20 protein-coding genes are annotated in these 21,134 nt (G+C 48.7%); 15 read left to right on the forward strand and 5 right to left on the reverse strand.

Annotated elements, in window-relative coordinates; genetic code table 11:
• Positions 1–28 precede the first annotated feature (28 nt).
• The 3 genes from gmhB to V7051_RS06515 all read left to right on the forward strand — a co-directional run bounded on the left by gmhB (position 29) and on the right by V7051_RS06515 (position 1,779).
• Complete coding sequence (gene gmhB / locus V7051_RS06505) at positions 29–574, forward strand: D-glycero-beta-D-manno-heptose 1,7-bisphosphate 7-phosphatase (protein WP_333874147.1); 546 nt, start codon at positions 29–31, stop codon at positions 572–574.
• Positions 540–1,286 (forward strand): lysophospholipid acyltransferase family protein, encoded by a 747-nt coding sequence (locus tag V7051_RS06510; RefSeq protein WP_333874126.1) that lies wholly within the window; start codon positions 540–542, stop codon positions 1,284–1,286. The genes gmhB and V7051_RS06510 overlap by 35 nt, the downstream gene beginning before the upstream one ends.
• 85 nt (positions 1,287–1,371) lie before the next feature.
• Positions 1,372–1,779: a hypothetical protein gene (locus V7051_RS06515; protein ID WP_333874127.1), complete on the forward strand. Its 408-nt coding sequence runs from the start codon at positions 1,372–1,374 to the stop codon at positions 1,777–1,779.
• A gap of 72 nt (positions 1,780–1,851) precedes the next feature.
• On the opposite strand, the gene V7051_RS06520 is transcribed toward V7051_RS06515, so the two are convergent.
• Entirely contained in the window at positions 1,852–2,337 is a 486-nt protein-coding gene (locus V7051_RS06520; protein WP_333874128.1) for a YchJ family protein, read from the reverse strand.
• 156 nt (positions 2,338–2,493) lie between these two features.
• Between V7051_RS06520 and dusA the strand changes: the two genes are divergently transcribed.
• The 6 genes from dusA (at position 2,494) to V7051_RS06550 (ending at position 8,649) form a co-directional block, all read left to right on the forward strand.
• Entirely contained in the window at positions 2,494–3,495 is a 1,002-nt protein-coding gene (gene dusA / locus V7051_RS06525; RefSeq protein WP_333874129.1) for a tRNA dihydrouridine(20/20a) synthase DusA, read from the forward strand.
• Positions 3,496–3,568: 73 nt separating this feature from the next.
• The gene (gene folE, locus V7051_RS06530) at positions 3,569–4,117 is read left to right on the forward strand and encodes a GTP cyclohydrolase I FolE (protein WP_333874130.1); all 549 of its coding nucleotides are present in this window, start codon (positions 3,569–3,571) and stop codon (positions 4,115–4,117) included.
• Between the two features lie 25 nt (positions 4,118–4,142).
• Complete coding sequence (gene hemH, locus V7051_RS06535) at positions 4,143–5,111, forward strand: ferrochelatase (protein WP_333874148.1); 969 nt, start codon at positions 4,143–4,145, stop codon at positions 5,109–5,111.
• 154 nt (positions 5,112–5,265) lie between these two features.
• Entirely contained in the window at positions 5,266–6,864 is a 1,599-nt protein-coding gene (locus V7051_RS06540) for a MutS-related protein (RefSeq protein WP_333874131.1), read from the forward strand.
• On the forward strand, positions 6,861–8,063 hold the full coding sequence (gene purT / locus V7051_RS06545; RefSeq protein ID WP_333874132.1) for a formate-dependent phosphoribosylglycinamide formyltransferase: 1,203 nt from the start codon (positions 6,861–6,863) through the stop codon (positions 8,061–8,063). Before V7051_RS06540 ends, purT begins: the two co-directional genes overlap by 4 nt.
• A 10-nt stretch (positions 8,064–8,073) precedes the next feature.
• Positions 8,074–8,649, forward strand: a complete 576-nt coding sequence (locus tag V7051_RS06550) for a transglycosylase SLT domain-containing protein (protein WP_333874133.1) — start codon at positions 8,074–8,076, stop codon at positions 8,647–8,649.
• A 237-nt stretch (positions 8,650–8,886) separates the two neighbouring features.
• On the opposite strand, the gene V7051_RS06555 is transcribed toward V7051_RS06550, so the two are convergent.
• The gene (locus tag V7051_RS06555; protein WP_333874134.1) at positions 8,887–9,888 is read right to left on the reverse strand and encodes an IS701 family transposase; all 1,002 of its coding nucleotides are present in this window, start codon (positions 9,886–9,888) and stop codon (positions 8,887–8,889) included.
• A 133-nt stretch (positions 9,889–10,021) separates the two neighbouring features.
• On the opposite strand from V7051_RS06555, the gene V7051_RS06560 reads away from it, so the two are divergent.
• Together V7051_RS06560 and V7051_RS06565 are read left to right on the forward strand one after the other, a co-directional pair.
• Complete coding sequence (locus V7051_RS06560) at positions 10,022–11,059, forward strand: hypothetical protein (RefSeq protein ID WP_333874135.1); 1,038 nt, start codon at positions 10,022–10,024, stop codon at positions 11,057–11,059.
• A 59-nt stretch (positions 11,060–11,118) separates the two neighbouring features.
• The gene (locus V7051_RS06565; RefSeq protein ID WP_333874136.1) at positions 11,119–11,565 is read left to right on the forward strand and encodes a DUF1810 domain-containing protein; all 447 of its coding nucleotides are present in this window, start codon (positions 11,119–11,121) and stop codon (positions 11,563–11,565) included.
• A gap of 100 nt (positions 11,566–11,665) precedes the next feature.
• Here V7051_RS06565 and V7051_RS06570 read toward each other — a convergent pair whose 3' ends face one another.
• Entirely contained in the window at positions 11,666–12,607 is a 942-nt protein-coding gene (locus V7051_RS06570; protein ID WP_333874137.1) for a DMT family transporter, read from the reverse strand.
• Positions 12,608–12,916: 309 nt separating this feature from the next.
• Between V7051_RS06570 and V7051_RS06575 the strand changes: the two genes are divergently transcribed.
• From V7051_RS06575 to V7051_RS06590, 4 genes are all read left to right on the forward strand, one after another.
• A complete protein-coding gene (locus tag V7051_RS06575) occupies positions 12,917–14,077 on the forward strand; it encodes an ABC transporter permease (protein WP_333874138.1) in 1,161 nt (386 codons plus the stop codon).
• Positions 14,078–14,080: 3 nt separating this feature from the next.
• The gene (locus tag V7051_RS06580; RefSeq protein WP_333874139.1) at positions 14,081–14,827 is read left to right on the forward strand and encodes an ABC transporter ATP-binding protein; all 747 of its coding nucleotides are present in this window, start codon (positions 14,081–14,083) and stop codon (positions 14,825–14,827) included.
• 71 nt (positions 14,828–14,898) lie between these two features.
• A complete protein-coding gene (locus tag V7051_RS06585) occupies positions 14,899–15,858 on the forward strand; it encodes an efflux RND transporter periplasmic adaptor subunit (protein ID WP_333874140.1) in 960 nt (319 codons plus the stop codon).
• Positions 15,855–17,306, forward strand: a complete 1,452-nt coding sequence (locus V7051_RS06590) for an efflux transporter outer membrane subunit (RefSeq protein ID WP_333874141.1) — start codon at positions 15,855–15,857, stop codon at positions 17,304–17,306. Before V7051_RS06585 ends, V7051_RS06590 begins: the two co-directional genes overlap by 4 nt.
• A gap of 12 nt (positions 17,307–17,318) precedes the next feature.
• On the opposite strand, the gene V7051_RS06595 is transcribed toward V7051_RS06590, so the two are convergent.
• On the reverse strand, positions 17,319–19,571 hold the full coding sequence (locus V7051_RS06595) for a DUF6165 family protein (RefSeq protein WP_333874142.1): 2,253 nt from the start codon (positions 19,569–19,571) through the stop codon (positions 17,319–17,321).
• Positions 19,572–19,760: 189 nt separating this feature from the next.
• Positions 19,761–21,134, reverse strand: a 1,374-nt coding sequence (locus V7051_RS06600; protein ID WP_333874143.1) for a cadherin-like domain-containing protein, incomplete at its 5' end; no start/stop codon positions are given.

Below are 21,134 nucleotides of genomic sequence, written 5' to 3' on the forward strand. Positions count from 1 at the left end.
ATGGTGTACCGAAGCACTATATAAAAGCATGCCTGAAAACCGCTACGTATTGCTGGATCGTGATGGCGTAATTAACCACGATTCAGACGATTTCATAAAATCCCCGGAACAATGGCTGCCGATCGAAGGCAGCCTTGAAGCCATTGCCCTGTTCAATGAACATGGCTACAAAGTCGTTGTAATCACTAATCAGTCCGGTCTGGCCCGCGGTTTATTCGATGCCCCAACGCTGGAAAAAATCCATGCAAAAATGCAGCGTATGGCCGAAGAGAAAGGCGGGGAAATCGATGCGATCTATTTTTGCCCCCATGGTCCGGACGATGATTGCAACTGCCGCAAACCCAAGCCGGGCTTGCTTGAGGCCTTCGCCGCCGACCACCATGTCAACCTGAACGGCATGGCTGTTATCGGAGATTCGCTCCGCGACCTCCAGACAGCCCAGACTGTCGGCGCCAGCCCGATACTGGTCAAAACCGGTAAAGGCCAAAAAACCCTAACTGAAAATCCTAATCTCGATATTCCTGTTTTTGAGAACTTATATGACGCAGCAAAATACCTCACATCAAGACCCTAGACCTAAAAACTATATAGGCTCGGCCCTGTTATTTGTGGGCATTTTTTCTACCGCTACCATAGTCGGAATTTTACTGATTCTAGGCATGCTGACGACCTTTAAAATACGCTGGAAAATCGGTCATGCCTGGTGCGCTATTATTGGTTGGATAACCAAAGTTACCTGCGGCCTCACCTATGAAGTAGAAGGCCTGGAGCACATCAATCCGCAACAACCTGCCATTATTTTGAGCAATCATCAGTCTGCATGGGAAACACTGGCATTAAGATATATTCTGCCCCCTCATTCAGTAGTCATAAAACGTGAGCTGCTTTACCTGCCGATTTGGGGATGGTCGCTGCTCACCCTGAAATCCATCGTCATCAACAGAAAAAACCAACGCGCTTCGTTACGCTCTTTGCTCGAACAAGGCACTAAATATTTAAACCAAGGCTTGTGGGTGCTGATTTTTCCTGAAGGCACCCGCGCCGGAGCCAGGGAAGTGTTGAAATTTAATATCGGCGGTGCGATGTTAGCCCATAAAACCGGCGTTCCTGTAGTCCCTGTCGCGCATAATGCCGGCGACTTCTGGCCGCGTTATAGTTTTTTAAAATATCCCGGCGTGATCAAATTAAAAATCGGCCCGGTCATAGAGACCAAAGGACGCAAAGCCGCCGACATCAATGCGGAAGCGGAAGCCTGGATAACGCAGGCAATGAAGGAGATGGATTAAGATTTTTAAGCTTTTGCCTTGCGCCTGACGGATATGCGTATAATGCCGCACAGCGCATTTTCAATTAAATAACGGTACCACTCACATGAAAAAACTACTGCTCATTTCCCTGTCGGCATTATTACTCTCCGGTTGCGCAGATAAAAAACAATATGAAGAAACTGTATTGGAGCAAATGCAGCTGGAAAAAGACATTAAAGACTATAAGTTATCTCCCGAGCGCATGGCTAAATGCGTTGTGGATACCACTTCGAACAATATGCCCGGCATTTTTGCTTTTGATCCCAAACGCTTGATGGCTTACCGCAACTACACAAAAATGTTGACGCTGTCCTCGTCTAAAGATCCTAAAAAGACCCTTGAAGAATTACGTAATGATTTCGGCTCGGCAAAAGAGCTTGCAGAAGCCCATTCCAACTATACCGAAAGCCAGATGGACTGTTTGTCCGCTCTGATCGGGGAATCGGAAGAACCGACAAAAGATGAAAAATAACGTTGTTTTTGAGTAACCCGATCAAACCAACCCAGCCAAGAGCGGCCAGCAGGCCGCTCTTTATGCCCTGCCTCACTCAGCTCCGCAGCACCGTTTAAACTTCTTACCGCTGCCACAGGAACACGGAGCATTTTTACCCAGATTAGTTTGTAGACCTACTTTGCCAATGGACTTAACCAGCCCATCCAGATAAAACCAGCCGCCCGCGCGTTTAACAAACTGGCTGATCTCATTCATCACGTATTCTTCGCCATCTTGCAAATAATACGCCTTAAACTCCACCACACCTTTAGTATCCTTAACCCCGCCTTTTTTAGTGTTACCGATTTCCAAGCGCTGCCAATCGACTTTTTCCTTGGAGAAATCGATCAATTCAGGCCGTACCGTAGCATCCCAAGTATCCTGTAAATAGCCGGCATTATGCATAGCGTAAGCAGTAAAGCGCGAGCGCATCAGAGCCTCGGCAGTTAAAGGCTTTTTTTCGCCGGAATGGAATGGGCCGCAGCATTGGGTATATTCGATGCCTGAGCCGCAAAGACAGATAGTCGGTATATTCAAAAGAAGTTCCTCGTTAAAATTTTTGGTTTATTTTACATTGATCCGTATTTGATAGCATTGTGAATGGGCTGCGGGAAGAAGTCCCGTTATAATGTTCAAGCTCATGAGTCGAACTCCCCGTCAATCCGCAATCACCCTCAACGTTCCGATAAGAAATTGATAAGCAATAAAAACAAAACCTCCGGCCCCGACAGAAAATTCTGTGTTGCCCCGATGCTGGACTGGACCGATAGACACTGTCGTTATTTTCATCGACTGATTTCACAACACGCGCTTTTGTATACCGAAATGGTGACTACCGGCGCTTTGATTCATGGCGACCACCACCGTTTTTTACAATTTAATGCCGCTGAAAACCCGGTTGCGTTTCAATTGGGCGGCAGCAACCCGCGTGAGTTAGCCATCTGTGCCAAGATGATTGAAGATTACGGCTATGACGAGGTGAACCTGAATGTCGGCTGTCCGAGCGACAGGGTCCAGAACGGCCGTTTCGGCGCTTGCCTGATGGCAGAACCCGAACTTGTCGCCGAGTGCGTTGGCGCTATGGCTCAGGCGGTTTCGATTCCTGTCACGGTTAAATCGAGAATCGGCATTGATGATCGCGATTCTTATGAAGAGCTGGTTCATTTTGTCTCGACAGTTGCCGATACCGGTTGCGAAACCTTTATTGTCCATGCACGAAAAGCGTGGCTAAGCGGTTTGTCACCCAAGCAGAACCGCGATATTCCGCCGTTGCGCTACGATGTGGTCTACCAAATAAAACAGGACTTTCCGCAGCTGGAAATCATCCTGAACGGAGGCATCACCACACTGGATCAGGCCGAAGACGTTTTGGCGCATGTCGATGGCGTCATGGTAGGCCGGGAGGCTTATCACAACCCTTATTTATTGGCCGATGTGGACAGGCGGTTTTATGGCGAACCCAAAGAGCCGCGGTCCCGGGACATGATTATGCAATTGTTAATCCCCTATATCCGGGAACAGCTTGAGCTTAATGACGGAGTCCGATTGAATAGCATATCCCGGCATATCTTGGGTCTTTTTCATGGCGAGCCGGGGGCCAAAGGCTGGCGCCGTCATCTGAGCGAGAATGTTTGCAAACCCGGAGCAGACATCAATGTGGTTTTGGCAGCGCTCCCTACAGAGGCATTTAAGTAGGGAGCTGGAGCTTTAAAATTCAACACTCAATACTGTATACTGACCAGCTATTTTTATAACTGGGATTGAAACAATGGAAGAGCATTTTGCCAAGATTATCGAGGGCGTCGGTGAAGATTTAACTCGCGAGGGTCTGATCGATACGCCAAAACGCGCAGCCAAGGCTTTCAAATTTCTAAACAACGGCTACGAAAAAACGCTGGAAGAAGTGCTGAACGGCGCTATTTTTACTGCCGACACTGAAGACATGGTTATTGTGAAGGATATTGAACTGTATTCTTTATGTGAGCATCATTTACTGCCGTTTATCGGCAAATGTCATGTGGGTTATTTACCGAAAGGCAAAGTCATGGGCTTATCCAAAGTGGCTCGCGTTATCGATATGTACGCACGCCGCCTGCAAATCCAGGAAGTGCTGACCAAACAAATAGCGGATGCAATTGAACTGGCAACCGGCGCCCGAGGTGTGGCTGTGGTTATTGAAGCCAAGCATTTATGCATGATGATGCGCGGTGTTGAAAAGCAAAACTCGGTGATGACAACATCAGTGATGACCGGGATTTTTCGTAAGGAAATCAGCACCCGCTCGGAATTTTTAAATTTGATTAACCGTCACACCTGAGCCCGTAGTGAGCGAAATCGAACTAATGACGGCAAAAAAGACCGGCATATTACTGGCGAACCTGGGTTCGCCTACCGCACCGACCACATCGGCAGTCAGGCGGTTTCTTAAGGAGTTTCTTTGGGATCCGCGCGTCGTCAACCTGCCCAGGCCGCTGTGGTGGATGATACTGCATTTTTTCGTGCTGCCTTTTCGCCCCCGCAAATCGGCCTTAGCCTACCGCAAAATCTGGCAAGAAAAAGGTTCGCCGTTAATTTTCCTGACCCTGCAATTAAGCGAACGGGTTGCCGATAAGCTGCTTCATAAAGGTGTTACTACCCAGCATGTGATGCGCTACGGCGAACCCTCAATAGCGAAGCAGTTAAGAGCTTTCAAAAATGCGGGCGTCGATAATTTGATTGTCCTGCCGTTGTATCCGCAATATTCCTCAACCACCACCGCATCAATCTATGATGATATGGTGAAAGAACTGAGCCACTGGAAACACCTGCCCAGCATTCACTTTATCAGCGATTATCACCAGCATAGCCATTATATTGCTGCGGTTGCCGAGTCCATCGAGCAAAGCTGGCGGGAACACGGCAAAAACGAGCTGTTGTTGATGTCGTTTCACGGCTTGCCCGAACAGCTCACTAAATGGGGCGATCCGTATTTTCACCAGTGTCATAAAACCGCAACCCTGATTGCCGAAAAATTAGGTCTTGATGAGAAACAATGGATGATTGTGTTCCAGTCCCGTTTCGGCAAAGCGCAATGGTTAAAACCCTATTGCGTGGACACGTTAAAACAGCTTCCGGGACAAGGCATTAAAAAAATTGATATTGTCTGTCCGGGGTTTGCTGTGGACTGTCTGGAAACACTGGAAGAAATAGCGATGGAGAACAAGGCTGTTTTTATGGAATCCGGCGGAGAAGAATACCGTTATATAGCGGCGCTGAATGATTCCGAAGCTCATGTTGATGCTATAGTTAGACTGCTTGAGCAAAAGCTTTAATTTTAGATATTGCACCACGAAGGGCACTAAGAAAACGCCAACATAAAAACTTCGTGTTCTTCGTGCCTTCGTGGTGAATCAATCAATCTGCTTACATTTATTGATTGAATATACGCACTTTTGATGTTGAAAACAGCGGGCAAATGGGTAAAAGATGATGCAAACATTATTACAAAACTGGCAAGACAGCAGCTGGCCGACCATCAAATCCAGCAAACCCCTGGACACCGACGACGGGGTTATCGACCAAAGAACCTTCAATACCATTGAAGTCGATGAGCTGTTCGACGCCGTCAACCATGCCTCAACAATTGCCGGGCAAGCGGTGCTATTTCGATCTTTAACCCAACCGCTGAATGAACTGGATCAGATTAAGGCCAAACAGCAAGCCGTTGAAGAATTGCGTAATAATCCGGCGCTCAAAGAACAGCTTGAACAGATCGTGCAACAGGCTGTGCCCGATGAAAAAAACTTCTATTTACTGCTGTTCGGCGAATTTCTCGGAACATTCGGCACAGCCAGAGAAGAGCATGAAATTGAAGGCTACGGCTATCTTCAATATAAACGCGGCATCCGTTTTATGCTGGAACTGGTCGATCGGATTCAATCCATAGAAGCCCCGCAAAGCGATTACCTTAAAGATATTTGCGACAAGATCAAAGCCTTCGCCGAAACACGCCCTTATTCCTTAATGGAAGGACCTGTTTACATCACTGAAAACAATGTTCAGTGCAAGGAACAAAGGCAAGGCTCTTTCTCGCCCGCAATTATCTTTAGACCCCGGCTATTCAAGCCGCTGCTGATCAGCCTGTTTTTCGGGGCCGTCTGGGCGTTGGCGCATTTTTTTCCAACCGACATGTTCCAGGTTTCGGTTGAGGCCATCCCGACTGCCAGTATTTTCTTCGTACCTTTTTTGCTGGTTTATTATCCGATCGTCGGCGGCTTTGACCGGGACAGCTGCATTATCCCGCTAAGAAATGAGTTCAAAAAATCCCCGGCGGTAGCTGAAACGCTGGATGCGTTCGGTCAACTCGATGAATTGCTGTCGTTTATAAAATTTGCCGAGGCATTCGGCGGCAGCAAGGTGTTGCCTGAACTGGTTGACGCGCCGCATCACAGGATAAACCTGACCGACGCCAGAAACCCGGTCTTAGGCAAACAAAACCCGAATTATGTCGGTAACGATTTTGTTTTGGATGACGACAAACTGGTGTTGATCACCGGCCCCAACAGCGGCGGCAAGACGGCTTTTTGCAAAACCATCACCCAAATCCAGCTGCTCACGCAAATCGGCTGCTTTGTTCCGGCCAAGACGGCAACACTGACCGTCGCCGACCGAATCTTTTATCAGGCCCCCGATATCAGCCATTTGGATGACGGTGAAGGCCGCTTCGGCACCGAGTTGAAACGCACCAAAGATATTTTCCTGGCCGCGACCCCGAAAAGCCTGGTGGTGCTGGATGAATTATCCGAAGGCACGACCTTCGAAGAAAAAATGGAATCGTCGTCGAATGTATTGAACGGATTTTACCGGAAAGGCAACAGCACCATTTTAATCACCCACAATCATCAGCTGGTCGATCATTTTGTCGCTCAAGGCATAGGCCTGCCAAGACAGGTCGAGTTTGCCGATGACGCGCCGACCTACAAACTGGTTCCTGGCATTTCCCGAGTCAGTCATGCGGACCGCGTGGCTAAAAAAATCGGTTTTTCCAAAGAAGATATAGACAACTATCTGGCAGATTCACAATGAAAATAGGCACCGCATTATCAAACAGCGCAACCAAAGCCCTGCTGCTCGGCAGCGGCGAGCTGGGTAAGGAACTGGCAATTGCACTGCAACGTTACGGCGTGGAAGTGATTGCCGTAGACCGCTACCCGAATGCCCCGGCACAACATGTCGCGCATCGCAGCCATGTGATCGACATGACCGATACCGAAGCGGTCAAAAAACTGATTGCATTGGAACAGCCGGATTTTATCATTCCGGAAATTGAAGCGATTGCAACTCAGGCACTGCTTGACATCGAGGCGGAAGGTCGGTGTATAGTTGTACCCAACGCCCGGGCGATTCAGTTGACGATGAACCGTGAAGGCATCAGGACTCTGGCCGCCGAGCAGTTAAAAATCCCCACCTCGGACTATGCCTTTGCACAAAGTTTTGATGAATTGCAGGCTGCGGTTGATGGCTGGATCGGTTATCCGTGCTTTATCAAGCCGACCATGTCGTCATCCGGCAAAGGCCAGTCGATGGTTAAAAGCGCAGATGGGCTTAAGGCGGCCTGGGATTACGCCAAATCCAGCGGCCGGGTGGATACCGGAAAAGTCATTGTCGAGGCAAAAATCGACTTTGATTTTGAAATCACCCTGCTGACGGTACGCACCCTGAATCAGCACGGCGAAGCCGAAACTCACTTTTGCGCACCGATAGGCCATGTGCAGGAAAGCGGCGATTACCGGGAGAGTTGGCAACCGCAAGTCATGAGCTCCGCCGCAATAAAAGCGTCTCAGGACATTGCTTTTAAAATAACCAATGAGATAGGCGGGCTCGGTTTATTCGGCGTTGAATTGTTTATCAAGGGCGACACCGTCTGGTTTAGTGAAGTAAGCCCCAGGCCGCATGATACCGGCATGGTGACGATGGTGACCCAGAAACAAAACGAGTTTGAATTGCACGCCAGAGCCATTTTAGGCTTGCCCGTCGATACCGGCATGCAAAACACAGGAGCTAGTGCCGTCATATTAGGCGGTGTGGACGCCGAAGGCGTAACTTATCAAGGATTGGACAAGGCGCTCAGCGTCCCGACCAGCGAAATCAGATTGTTCGGCAAGCCTGAGGCTTTTACGCACAGGCGAATGGGCGTTGCATTAGCCACCGCTGAAACGGTCGATGAGGCCAGAAACAGAGCGGTTAAAGCCGCAAGTATGATCGTTATTAAACCTGACCGGTAGGAGCAAAGATATGATGAGAATTGCCGTTATCTTAACTACTTTACTCATCTCAAACGAGGTGCTGGCCGATATTTACAAATTTACGGATAATGACGGCCGCATTTACTATACCGATAAGCCTAAAAACAACCTGTACAAACGTATCATACGTACCCGTGCATTAAATTATTCCGCTGCCCTGCCCTATATGGGCACCAACAAAAAGAAGTTCACCGATCTTATTTCCGAGGCGGCCAACCGGCATCAGGTTGATGTTAGGCTGGTTCATGCCGTTATTCAGGCTGAATCCGCTTACAATGCAACCGCAATATCCTCCGCCGGCGCCGTCGGCTTAATGCAGCTAATGCCCGATACCGCAAGACGTTATGGCGTTGTTGACAGGAACAACCCCATTCAGAATATTGACGGCGGCACTCATTATTTGAAAGATTTACTCAGGATGTTCGATTCAAACCTGGATCTGGTCGTTGCCGCCTATAACGCCGGTGAAGGTGCTGTGATGAAATACAACAACTCCATTCCCCCCTACCCCGAAACGCGCAACTACGTCAAAACAGTGTTGGCTTTGTATAACAGACACTCTTAAGTTGACACGATGATTTCTTGTTCAACCTTATGAGGTATACAGGACTGGAAGCAATTGCAATCGATATTTGTAGTGCTGCAAACATTCAATTCTCTCGTCAAAAGAAATATACTGACCAGAAATGGATTCTGTGCAATGACAAAACGACTCTTACGTTTATTGATTTAGTTGATATACCTGTTAGCTTTACAGCTTTTTCACTCAAAAACCACGTAGCCTATATTAGTAGGACTTTCGCTATCCTCCTGAATAAGCCTTAATTCTAGGGTCACGCAGTTCAGCTCGCAAATAATCGGAAAATAAGTCGGCCCGGACTTGATAGAGAGACTTCTTCAAGGTGTTGGCTTTGACTTTTAAGGAAATCCACACGTGGTAACAGCAGGCGATGTGATTGCGTTGAGAGCGGGCCTTGCGGCATTGGCATTTCTCGGAGCCGGTCAACTGTTTGAGTTCGCGGTGAAATTCTTCGACCTGCCAGCGCACGTCGTTCGCATCTTGAGCGACCTGCGTGGTCAGGTTGTCATCGAGTTCATTGGTAATGAGCCAGTCAATGTCGCCGTCTGGGGCGACCAGCTTGAACAATTTGACCTTGAACGGTACTTTTTTCAGTTTGACGACGACGCCGGCTTGGAGCCGTTCGGGCGTCCACTCGATCGCATCAAGATGTACATAACCTTCTTCCTTACTGAGGCTGACCATGCGGTTGCTTTTTAGAGTCGTGTAAAAGGTTCGCTTGAGCGTGTGAACCAGCTTCAGGTTTTCCCAAGAGGCATACCAACTGTCGAACAACACCGTTTTCGCCTTGAGTCCTTTGTCGGCAATGGCGTTGACGAGCATGTCCTTGAAATGGTCAGTCTTGGTCTTGCCGTCGGCCGCGTTGTGATAAATCCGGTAATCCACCGGATAATGTTCCTGGCCGTCACTGTGAACCAGGTTGACGACGCCGATGCCTCGCACCAAGCCGCCCACCGCACCGCTGTACTGTGTCTTGACCAACTCAATCGACTTGGAATAGCGCTTATCTTGTACGCTGTCGTCAATGATCAAGAACGAGTCCTCGGTATTGTTGATCAGCCCCTTGACCAGCTCCCACACCTGCCGCGCTGTTATCCGACTCTGTTTCAGAAAGTTGCTCACCACATCGTGGCTGACATCGTCCAAATGCTCGGCCAGGTTGAAACAAGTGTAGTTGATCGGCGTGCAAATCAAGTATTCTACGTAACGGTATTTCGTAATCATACCTGTTAACATAACCTATACGACTAGGGTTGCGAAAGTCCTAATTAGGTTACGAGAATACCTTGAGAAACTTGATAGCGTGCGAACTGTGATTTCAATCGCAGGCAGAAATACACAGCCAGAGCAGTTAGTAATGAAGCTTATAAAAGGCGCATTTCTGCCATCAGAACAACACTTCGACCCAGAACAATTGCTTAAAAAGTTAAATGAACTTGTAATACTCTCTTCCAGTGAATCTCACGACTTCATGATTACTGGACGGTTACATGGTGTAAAGCTTGAGACTGATTCAATTGAACTTGAGCAAAATATCCTGCTAGTTCGCCTTGATGAAGATGCCATTAATGAACGTCAACCTTTGCTTAGCGATGCATGCGATATTCCTATAATAGTAGATTACTCAAATTTCAATACGGAAATAAGCATAAAAGGTTCATATAAAATCGTTCCACATGGCGTATCGTCATATTTCAACGTGGCTAGTAAGGCAAAAACTGAGCTACATTTAATACTTGAGAATGTCGTTAAAGCAATCAAGCTATATCATCCCAGCACTTATGAAGTTTATCCAATATCGCTTCATACTCCGCTATTCGACGGAGGAGAAACCCGTCCAATAGAACTGAAGTACATTGATCCATTTAACAGTATTATTTTAGGTAATGCCGATGTTTATGGTCTAAGGGATGCGTTTTCAATTATTAAAACCATTATTCCTAAAGATAGTGTTTTGGAGCGTTCCTTTTCGCGTTTCTTAATCGGACAAGATGAACTTGTACCAGAAGAACGCATTGTTGATTTTGTAATAGCTTGGGAGTCGTTGTTGCTAACTGTAAAAAACAGCGAACCTATTAAAGGTGAGGTATCGTATAGATTCTCTCTCAATGGTGCTGCGGTGTTGTTGGCTGTAGATAAGTCTATTGATTTTACAGAGGCACAGCTATTAATGAAGGGAGCTTACACAATAAGATCAAAGATAGTACATGGTGGAAAAAGAAGCTCTCTCCATAAGGAATTAAACAAAATAGGTTTTGATAATATTGATACTTTAAATAGTAGGCTTTCAGAATTTTATCGAAAGGCAGTGTACTGGTTGGCGACTATCAAGAAGGAGGAGCGTCCTTATCATGCGCCGTTTGGCTGGGAGATACTGATTCGGAAAACACCATAATTAAATCACCATCCCACAGCCACTCACAACCTGTTGGGCAGATCAACAAGGAGCCAAGCATGATAAACGCAAGCGACACCGTCGACTTAAGCCGTTTCACGACTGCGCAAGAAAGCATCTATGCTAATGTCCTCGCAGAGTTAAAAAACGGCCGGAAACGCACTCACTGGATGTGGTACATATTCCCGCAAATTGATGGCTTAGCCCGCAGTACAACATCAAAACACTATGCCATTAAGAGCCTGGAAGAAGCTCGACAATACCTGAATCATCCTGTTCTTGGAAAAAGACTGTTGGAATGCGCCGAAGCGGTTTTTGCCGTTGAAGGACGATCAATTCCAGAAATCTTTGGCTATCCTGATAATTTAAAGCTTAAATCTTCCATGACACTGTTTGCCTATGTGTCAGCTCCATGCTCCGTGTTTGCCCGTGTCCTTGACAAGTATTTTAATGGAGAGCGAGATGCTTTGACGCTCCAATTATTAGAGAAACTTCAGACAAAATAAGCTAATTGGGTGGGCAAATTTTTGCCCACTGTTAACAACAAGATGCGCTTTCAACATGCTCAGAACAGACCTCTCGTATCTCGGAATATCCTATATATCTTTAAACCTTAGCCCGACTGATCACATAAACCCCGACCAACACCAAAACCGTTCCGGCCAGTTGCGACGACGTCAATGTCTCGCCTAACAACAAAAATGCCAATGCTAAAGTACCTATCGGTCCTATGGAACTGATAATAGATGCCGAACCGGCACCTATGCGCCTGATACCGGCATTCATAAAAAATGCCGGGAGCACGGTGGAGAATACCGCCATGATCAGCGCCAGCCAATAAACGTTGGCCGGTAAACTCAACAGTTCAACGCCATGCTGAATCACGAAATGCAGGCCAGTCGCCAAACAGGCTACTGTCATTGAGTAGGCGGTAAATCGTGTCGACCCTATCCGCTTGACCATCATGCCGCTGCCCATCAAGAAAAAAGCGAACGCGACAGCACTAGCCAAAACCAATGCCGATCCTAACAACAGTCCCGATGATGCCATTGCTCCCCGGTTGTCGGCAAACACCAGCATCATGCCCGCATAGCTTAACGCCAATGCAAGCGCCTGATACCGGTTAATGGCCCGGCGTTGACCCGCCGCAGTAAATAAAACGACAAAGGTCGGATAGAGAAATAAGATCAAGCGTTCAAGGCCTGCCGAGATATATTGCAGCCCTGCAAAATCAAGGAAGCTGGCGATGTAATAACCTAATAGGCCCAGGCCGAAAATCATCAGCCAGTCCAGCCTGTTTAAATGTTGGGCATCGTTTGTTTTTGCCGAACCGTTGGCCGACCATAACGCAACCGCCAGAAAAAATGGTAATGAAATCGCCATGCGCAACACCATCAAGGTGATCACATCCAATTGCGGGCTGTAACTGAAAGCCAGTTTGACCAGTACCGCCTTGGCGGAAAAACCAAAGGCGCCGAGTAAAACGAACAAGTAACCGAAAATAGCCTGTCGATTGTTTTGAGGTATAACGGATTCGGGTTGATGCACAAACTTCTCCTTGATGATGGAAAAACTGCGAATCTTGCCGGAAAGACTACAAAAGCAACGGGGTCAAGACCCGCAGTTGCTTTGGTAAAATGGGATTAATGAACCAAAAAAACAGCACCGCGGTGAAAGCTAATAATCTTTCGCAGCCATCGTGTGCTAATTTTCAGGGATAAAGTGATTGGGTTCATGGTTTGTATTCTATGGACAGGCCTTTGCTGTGTCAATTGACGTTGACTGAAATTGTACCTTTTAAATTTAGCTACAAATGATAATATGCTTTACCATTTAATTTAACCAACGTTCATAGCCATGAATTACATTGCCTTAAAAATGCTAATGGGAGACCGAGGCAAATATTTGGGCATTGTCATGGGCCTGACCTTTGCCTCGCTGATCATGACCCAGCAACCGGCGATTTTTTTGGGGCTGATGGCGCGTTCTTACAGTTTTATATCGGATGTCGGTTTGCCCGATATATGGGTCATGGACTCGAAAGTGCAGTTCGTCGATGACATCAAGCCCTTGCAGGATACCGAACTGTACCGGGTGCGCGGCATTTCCGGGGTGGAGTGGGCGATGCCGATGTACAAGGGACTGTTAAAAGCGCGGCTGATGGACGGCACTTTTCAAACCTGCAATGTCGTCGGTTTGGATGACGCCACCTTGATCGGCGGCCCGCCGGTCATGCTGGAAGGAACGGTTGAAGACCTGCGCCGCAGCGACGGCGTTATCGTCGATATAGACGGCGCCCGGGACAAATTGGGCAAGCCTTCGCCGACGCCCGGCGGCGAGCCCATCCCGCTTAAAGTCGGCGACAGTCTGGAGCTAAACGACCACCGCGCAATCGTAGTCGGCATCGCCAGAGTCACCCGTACCTTTCAGTCCCAACCGGTGGTCTACACCACTTATTCCCGCGCCAAAAATTATGCGCCCAAAGAACGCAAGCTGTTGTCCTTCGTTCTGGTCAAAGCCAAACCGGGGCAGGACCTTGCCGAATTAACCCATCGCATCCGCTCCGCTACCGGCTTGGCGGCTTACACGCGCGAAGAATTCATGTCCCTGACTTACGAATATTTTATGCACAACACCGGCATCCCGATTAATTTCGGCATTTCGGTCATGTTGGGGTTCATCGTCGGCGCAGCGATTGCCGGACAGACTTTCTACAACAGCACGCTGGAAAACCTGCGCCAATTCGGCGTACTGAAAGCGATGGGCACCAGCAACTGGGTCTTGCTGCGCATGATTTTGTTACAAGCGGTTGTCGTGGGTACGATCGGTTATGGTTTAGGCGTGGGTTTGACCGCATTGTTCGGCTATTCGATGCGTAACACGATACTGGCATTCAAGTTTCCCTGGGAATTGCTATTGTTTAGCGGCGGCGGGGTTAGCCTGATCTGTATTTTCGCAGCGATGATCAGCATACTTAAAGTCATCCGTCTGGAACCGGCTATTGTGTTTAAAGGCTAAAGCATGAATTCTTCATCATTGGCGGTACGCTGCCGGAATGTGGTCAAAATTTACGATACCGGCGGACAAAAAGTCACCGCGCTTAACGGCGTCAACCTGGACATTGCGCTGGGTGAGCTGATGATGCTGGTCGGGCCGTCAGGCTGCGGCAAGACCACGTTGATTTCGGTGATTGCCGGTATTCTCGACCAGGACAGCGGCTCTTGCGAAGTGTTCGGCGAAGATTTGCTGAACATGAGCGGCCGGAACAGGCTGGACTTCAGGGCGCGCAACATCGGTTTTGTTTTTCAAGCCTTTAATCTGCTGCCGTCGCTCACCGCGGCTGAAAACGTGTCGGTGCCGCTTGTCATCAACGGCATGAAACGTAACGATGCCGAACGCAAAGCCGTTGCCATGCTGGAACAAGTCGGCTTGGGCGCGCGCGTGAGAGCTTTATCTTCGGAACTTTCCGGCGGACAGCAGCAACGCGTCGCGATTGCCCGTGCATTGATTCACAGCCCGAGACTGATTGTCTGCGACGAACCGACCAGCTCGCTGGATCATGAAACCGGCCGCAATGTGATGACTTTGCTGAAGGAAGTGGCGTTACATAACGACCGGGCGTTGGTTATCGTTACTCATGACGCCCGGATTTTCGATTTTGCCGACCGTATCGCCGAAATGGATGACGGTCATATAGTTCAGGTAAAAGGGACATCCCAAATATTAAGCCCACTACGAAGACACGAAGACCACGAAGCAGAAACATAAACTTCGTGTTTTCGTGGTGAACTGCGAGCTTGTCGAATGGTCAAACCGTAAAATTACATCCAAGAGCTAATATGCAAGTCAAATATACATTACCGATACTGGCGGCGGCCGGCTTCCTTTTTGCGGCTTATACCGTCGTCAACAGCAATAAGCCGATTCCGGTCGCTCCGGCCGTTGCGCCGCCCGCTTCCGCGCCGTTTAAATCCTTTATTGCCGGAGCCGGCATTGTCGAGGCCAAAAGCCGGAATATCGCGATCGGCACGCCGTTATCCGGCATCGTCAAGAGCGTGGCGGTCAACGTCGGCGACAAAGTCAAAGCTGGCGCACCGCTGTTTTACCTGGACGACCGCGAGACCCGCGCCGAGCTGGCAGTTAAACTTGCCGACCTTGCCAAAGCCAAGGCGGGCGTTAACGAAGCCTCAGCATCAGTCAAAGATACAAAATCGCTGAGCGATTTGGCCGAGTCGATAAGCGACCGCCGTGCGATCAGCTCTGAGGAACTGCTTAGACGCCGCAATGCCCTGCTGATTAACACCACTAAACTGGACAGCGCCAAGGCCCTGGTTCAGCAAGCCGAAGCTGCATTGATAACGACGCAAACCACACTGGCCCGTCTTACCGTGCAGGCTTCGGTCGGCGGCGAGGTGTTGCAAGTCAATATCCGGCCCGGCGAGTTCGCCCAGGCCGGAGCCTTAGCCACGCCGTTGCTGGTGCTGGGCAATATGGACCAGCTGCATGTGCGGGTGGACATCGACGAAAACGATGCCTGGCGGTTCGATAAAAACAGTAAGGCCGTCGCCTACCTTCGCGGCAACCGGAACTTCAAAACCGACCTGGTTCCGGCTTATGTCGAGCCCTACGTCATACCGAAAAAATCGCTGACCGGCGACAGCACCGAGCAGGTTGATACCCGCGTATTGCAAGCGCTGTACAGTTTCGACCGAAGCCAGCTGCCGGTCTATGTCGGCCAGCAGATGGACGTTTTCATTGAGGCCAAGGATTATCCCGGCAACGGCGGTTCACCGTTATGATCCGCCGTCCGCTTGCGCTTGCTGTCACCTTGCTTTTATCGGGCTGCTTTGCGGTCGGTCCCGACTATGAACCTCCAAAAATGCCGATTCCCCAACAATGGGCTGAAACAACCGCTGCGCCAGGTTTTCAACCGGATAAATGGTGGAAAACCTTTAATGATCCGGTACTCGATACACTGATCGGCGACGCTATTGCATCCAATCTGGATTTAAAACTTGCGCTGGAACGGGTTAAAGACGCCCGTGCCTTGCGCTCCGCAACCATTGCAGCAGGCTTGCCCAGCTTGGACGCCAGGAGCAATATCAGCAGGCGTTTCAACAACACATCCACGCCGTCTTCCCAAACCGGCGGTACATCTTCCGCAGGCGGCGGTTTTGGTATCGGCAATCAACTGATCAATATTTTCCAGATGGGCTTTGACGCCCAATGGGAACTGGATTTTTTCGGCGGCGTCAGACGCGCGGTTGAAGCCGCCGATGCAACCATTGATGTCGAAGTGGAAAACAGCCGGGACGTTCTGATTACCCTGTTGGGCGACGTCGCCCGCAACTACATCGAGCTGCGTGCCAATCAACGGCTAGCCGCAATAACCCGTGACAACTTGCATACGCAACTGGATACGCTGGGGCTGACTCAAATCCGGCAACAAACCGGACTTGCTAGCATGCTGGAAGTGACGCAAGCGCAAGCCCTGTCTGCCACGACCGAGGCGCAATTGCCGAACTATGAAGCCTTAGTCAAACAATCGATACACGCTCTCAGCGTATTGCTCGGCAAAGAGCCCGGCGCGCTGGCTATTCGGCTCGATCAACAAGGCCTTATCCCGGCTGTTGCCGCGAATGTGATAACCAACCTCCCCTCCGAACTATTACAACGCAGGCCGGATATCCGCCGCGCCGAACGGCAACTGGCTGTTGCTAATGCATCCGTTGGCATTGCGACCGCCGAGCTGTACCCGAAAGTCAACCTGGCTGCGTTCATCGGCTTGCAAAACACAACCATCACCGACTTCACCCCGCTCGGAAAATCATGGTCGGCCGCGTCCTCGTTATCGATGCCGATTTTCAATTGGGGCAAACTGAACGCCAATATCAAAAGTAAAAAAGCGCAATTCGAGCAAGTCTTCCTGACTTATCAATCCACGGTGTTATCTGCGTTTAAGGAAGTGGAGGATGCTCTGATCGCATACAGCAAAGAGCAGGAGCGGCATAAAGCGCTGGCAAAAGCCGTTGAAGCAAACCAGCTGGCCGTTCAATTAGCCGACGAGCGCTATCGAAAAGGCTTGACCGCGTTTCTCGATGTACTGGAAAGCCAAACCGCGCTTTATCAAACTCAAAGCTTGCTGATCACCAGCGAATCCCAGCTTTCCAGCGATCTGGTTGCCCTTTACAAAGCACTAGGCGGCGGCTGGCAAACCGAGGCTATTGTGAGCGAGATTAAGAAATAAACTTTCCGTTTATTAACCGGATTCGGGCGTTGCTTCATAATCGGCATACGATTTTTCCTCAATAAGCTCCGAGCCGGTCAGTTCATTGAGTTTTCTTTTCAGTAACGCGCGTCTGTCATTGTGCTTATAGACCGACCTGGCGAGTTCGATAAAATGCTCGCCGAAGTGCTGACGGCTTTCACATTCGCGAATGGCGTCTTCGATGTCCCAAAGGCGGCTGTTGACTTCTCTCAGCTCATCGAGACATTTGAGCCCATCGGCGTCAAGCTCGACCGACGCTTCAGCCAACGCGCCAATGACAGCAAGCTCTTTTTCAATGTTCGCCAGCTTCTTTGGGTCCGTAATTCGCTGAGCCTTGATTTCCAGTATGGTAATTTTGTCAAACAACTCACCTATAGAAACAGGCACCTGGATATTTGATGAGTTGGCGGAAATAGGCTGCGTGGCTTGACTTAATGACCATAGCGCCAATGATTCGCCTGCGATCACACTCTTTAAACAAGTCGTAATCCGGTCGAACAATTCAGCCCAATCACCTCTTTGACGCTGCCGGAACAATCGGGCATTCGGATACCAGGGGCTATCCTCGCGATCGGTCAGCCAACGCCACTCGGCCATGAAGGGCAAAACAATCCATACCGTTTTCCCCAGAGCCCCTGCCAAATGAGCAATCGACGTGTCGCTGGTAATGACCAAATCAAGCTGCATGATCAATGCGGCGGTTTCTTCGAAGGGTAAAGTAAATTCGTCGATTTCGTGGCCCAGATCGACAGCGCTTGCCCCTGCAGCCCTGGTAAATTCAGCCCGGCTTCCGGTCTGCAAGGTAAAAAAATGCGCGCCTGACACTTCAAAGAGTTTTTTGAATGGCTCCAAACCGGGAGATCGGTCGGCGTCGGCTTTATGGGTTTTAGAGCCTTGCCAACAAAGCCCAATCTTATAGCCTGATAAATTATCCAAACCGGCAGCGACCGATTCCACAAGTTCATCCTTTGCGTACAGATAAGGCACTGCCGATGGAATCGTTGTAATCGTTGTTTTAAACGCGAGCGGTAAGCTCATCAATGGACAGTAAATATCAAAATCCGGTAGTGAGCCGCCGTCCTCAACAATGGTGAAATGCCCTTTTAACCCTGAAATCAAAGAGATCAAGGGTTTGGGCACTTCAATGACGACCTTTGCCTTGAGAGCGGCTACCATAGCAGTATAACGGCAAAACTGTATGGTATCGCCTAAGCCTTGCTCGGAATGGAGCAGTATCGTTTTCCCCTCGATTGATTCTCCACCCAGCCATAAAGATTGCTGGAAATTTCTTTTAGTTCGGGTAAATGACTCCAGATTCCATCGCCATTCGTAAAACCGCCAGCCTTGTTCATAGTCGCCTAAAAGAAGCTTCAATAACGACTTGTTCCAGTACGCCTCAGCATAGTCCGGCTTTAGCGTGATGGCTTGTTCATAATCGGCCAGGGCTTCATCAAATCGCCCGAGTTGCTGTAAAATAATACCCTGATTGTAATGCGCTTCAGCAAAATCCGGCTTTAGTGCGATGGCCCGTTCATAGCTGGACAGGGCTTCATCAAAACGCTTAAGTTCGTTTAACAGGTTACCGAGATTGGAATAGGCAGCAACATAGTTCGGATTTAACGCAATCGCTTGCTGATAGCTGGACAAGGCTTCATCAAAGCATTTGAGTTCCTTTAAAACAATGCCGCGATTGTAATAGGCCGCGGCATAATCCGGCTTTAACGCGATAGCTTGGTCATAATCGGCCAGGGCGTCATCAAAGCGTTTGAGTTCCTTTAAGACAATACCGCAATTGGAATACGCCTCGGCATAGTTTGGCTTTAGTGCGATGGCTTGCTGATAACTGGCCAGGGCTTCATCAAAGCGCTTGAGTTCCTTTAACGTACCGCCGCGATTGGAATAGACATCGGCAAAGTCCGGCTTTAATGCAATGGCTTGGTCATAACTGGCAAGAGCTTCATCAAAGCGCTTGAGTTTATTTAAAGCAACTCCCAGATTGGAATAGGCTGAGGGTTGTTTAGGATCCAAGCTAATCGAGGCGCTTAAAAACTTTACGCACTCTTGCAAATTCCCGCGCCTGAGTTCTATTTCGCCAAGAATGTTTATGATGGATGTGTTTTTAGAATAGAGCGACAAAATACTTCTGAATAAATCAAATGCTTCATTCAAGCTACCCGACTTGTAGAACTCATTGGCTATCTGAAGCGCACCGTTAGGATCTCTTTTGATTTGCTCTGGATTCATCGCTGTCTTTGATTCTGAAGTTTTCGCCAGGTTGGCGGTAATTTTACTCAGTTAAAACGTACAATTAAGCAGCTGTTGCCGACATCAGAAGATACTGTTTTTGTAGGCACAAAAAAACCAACCTTCATTCTAATGTTCCGAGCGAAGGTTGGTTTTGGATGTTGCTAAAAACTGCTGGGTGAATTGCAGTTAACTAAAATAATCAGGCATATCTTTTGTAAAGCTGAAACTGTCTTGATTCAGCTTTCCTGTAACGCCTGTCAGAGTGATTGTAATTGCATCGCTGCTGGATCCCACTTTAATCGTGTCGACGCCGTTAGCATAACTTTGTGCAACATTGCCCCACTTATAATTGCCGACCAGCAAAATCTTGTCATTAGCCACTGAAAAGTCAGTAATGTGATCGACGCCGGATTGCTTGGCAAATACAAAAACATCTTTGCCGTTACCGCCGGTCAAAACGTCATTACCTTTATCGCCAAATAAAATATCATCGCCATTGCCGCCTTTCAGGTTATCCGCTTTATTTGTGCCGGAAAGTTTTAGATTGGCGTAGTGACTGTTGTTGCCTTTATTGGTATTGGAATAGTTTTGATTACTCCTGTGGTTGTCATCACAATCATTGTTATCAGTACCGGAATGGTTTTGATGATTGTTTTGGTTATGGTCGTTGTCTTCATCGTCACAATCATCGCTATCAGGACCGGAATGGTTTTGATGATTATTGTGGTCATGATCGTTGTCTTCATCATCATGATCATCTTCACAGCCATCTCCATTAGTCACTACAGCTGTTACAGCTGTAGTGGGGCCGCTGGCAACCTTTTCATTGGTGCCGCCGCCATCAAGATAACTTGCCACAACGCTGATGACCTTGCCGACGTCTGCTTGTGTCAATGTGTAAGTGCCGCCCGTTGCGCCATTGATGTTAACGCCGCCGGCTTGCCATTGATAGCCGATTGTTCCTAAGCCGTCGACATCAGCCAAGGTGTTGGAAGCGGTTAAAATTTTGCCTTGCGTGGCAGTGCCGCTAATGGTGACTCCACCTGTCGGCAGATCGTTGACCGCCGTTAAATTAAACGCGTTACTGCCGGTAGTGCTGCCGCCCTGGCCATCAATCACGTTGTAGTTCAAAGCAACTGAACCGTTGTAATTTGCATTGGGTGTGAATGTCCAGGAAACGCCATCGGCATTCGCCGCAATAGAACCATGGTTTGCTGCCAACCCGGTAACGCTTAAGGAATGGCCTGAAGTATCGGTAAAACCTTGTAATAAATCCGCGGCTTTAATGCTATAGGATGTGTCTTCAGTGCCCGCGACTAGGTTAGCTAGTGTACCGGTTAATATCGGTATATCGTTGGTAGCCGCTAAATTAAACGAATTGCTGCCGCTAACGCTGCCGCCATGACCGTCAATCACGTTATAGTTCAAACTAACCGGGCCGTTGTAATTTGAGTTAGGCGTGAATGTCCAGGAAACGCCGTTGGTGTTGAGCGTTATCGTGCCATTGCTAGTGTTTAATTGCATTAATAGCATTAGATATAGGTTATAGTTGGCGTTATG

It is taken from the genome of Methylobacter sp., assembly GCF_036845245.1.
Classification (GTDB): domain Bacteria; phylum Pseudomonadota; class Gammaproteobacteria; order Methylococcales; family Methylomonadaceae; genus Methylobacter_A.

Bases quoted from the DNA above. Each gene is read 5' to 3' on its own strand.
- gmhB (WP_333874147.1), top strand. From the start codon at position 29: ATGCCTGAAAACCGCTACGTATTGCTGGATCGTGATGGCGTAATTAAC.
- V7051_RS06510 (WP_333874126.1), top strand. From the start codon at position 540: ATGACGCAGCAAAATACCTCACATCAAGACCCTAGACCTAAAAACTAT.
- V7051_RS06515 (WP_333874127.1), top strand. From the start codon at position 1,372: ATGAAAAAACTACTGCTCATTTCCCTGTCGGCATTATTACTCTCCGGT.
- folE (WP_333874130.1), top strand. From the start codon at position 3,569: ATGGAAGAGCATTTTGCCAAGATTATCGAGGGCGTCGGTGAAGATTTA.
- hemH (WP_333874148.1), top strand. From the start codon at position 4,143: ATGACGGCAAAAAAGACCGGCATATTACTGGCGAACCTGGGTTCGCCT.
- V7051_RS06540 (WP_333874131.1), top strand. From the start codon at position 5,266: ATGATGCAAACATTATTACAAAACTGGCAAGACAGCAGCTGGCCGACC.
- purT (WP_333874132.1), top strand. From the start codon at position 6,861: ATGAAAATAGGCACCGCATTATCAAACAGCGCAACCAAAGCCCTGCTG.
- V7051_RS06550 (WP_333874133.1), top strand. From the start codon at position 8,074: ATGATGAGAATTGCCGTTATCTTAACTACTTTACTCATCTCAAACGAG.
- V7051_RS06555 (WP_333874134.1), bottom strand. From the start codon at position 9,888: ATGATTACGAAATACCGTTACGTAGAATACTTGATTTGCACGCCGATC.
- V7051_RS06560 (WP_333874135.1), top strand. From the start codon at position 10,022: ATGAAGCTTATAAAAGGCGCATTTCTGCCATCAGAACAACACTTCGAC.
- V7051_RS06565 (WP_333874136.1), top strand. From the start codon at position 11,119: ATGATAAACGCAAGCGACACCGTCGACTTAAGCCGTTTCACGACTGCG.
- V7051_RS06575 (WP_333874138.1), top strand. From the start codon at position 12,917: ATGAATTACATTGCCTTAAAAATGCTAATGGGAGACCGAGGCAAATAT.
- V7051_RS06580 (WP_333874139.1), top strand. From the start codon at position 14,081: ATGAATTCTTCATCATTGGCGGTACGCTGCCGGAATGTGGTCAAAATT.
- V7051_RS06585 (WP_333874140.1), top strand. From the start codon at position 14,899: ATGCAAGTCAAATATACATTACCGATACTGGCGGCGGCCGGCTTCCTT.
- V7051_RS06590 (WP_333874141.1), top strand. From the start codon at position 15,855: ATGATCCGCCGTCCGCTTGCGCTTGCTGTCACCTTGCTTTTATCGGGC.
- V7051_RS06595 (WP_333874142.1), bottom strand. From the start codon at position 19,571: ATGAATCCAGAGCAAATCAAAAGAGATCCTAACGGTGCGCTTCAGATA.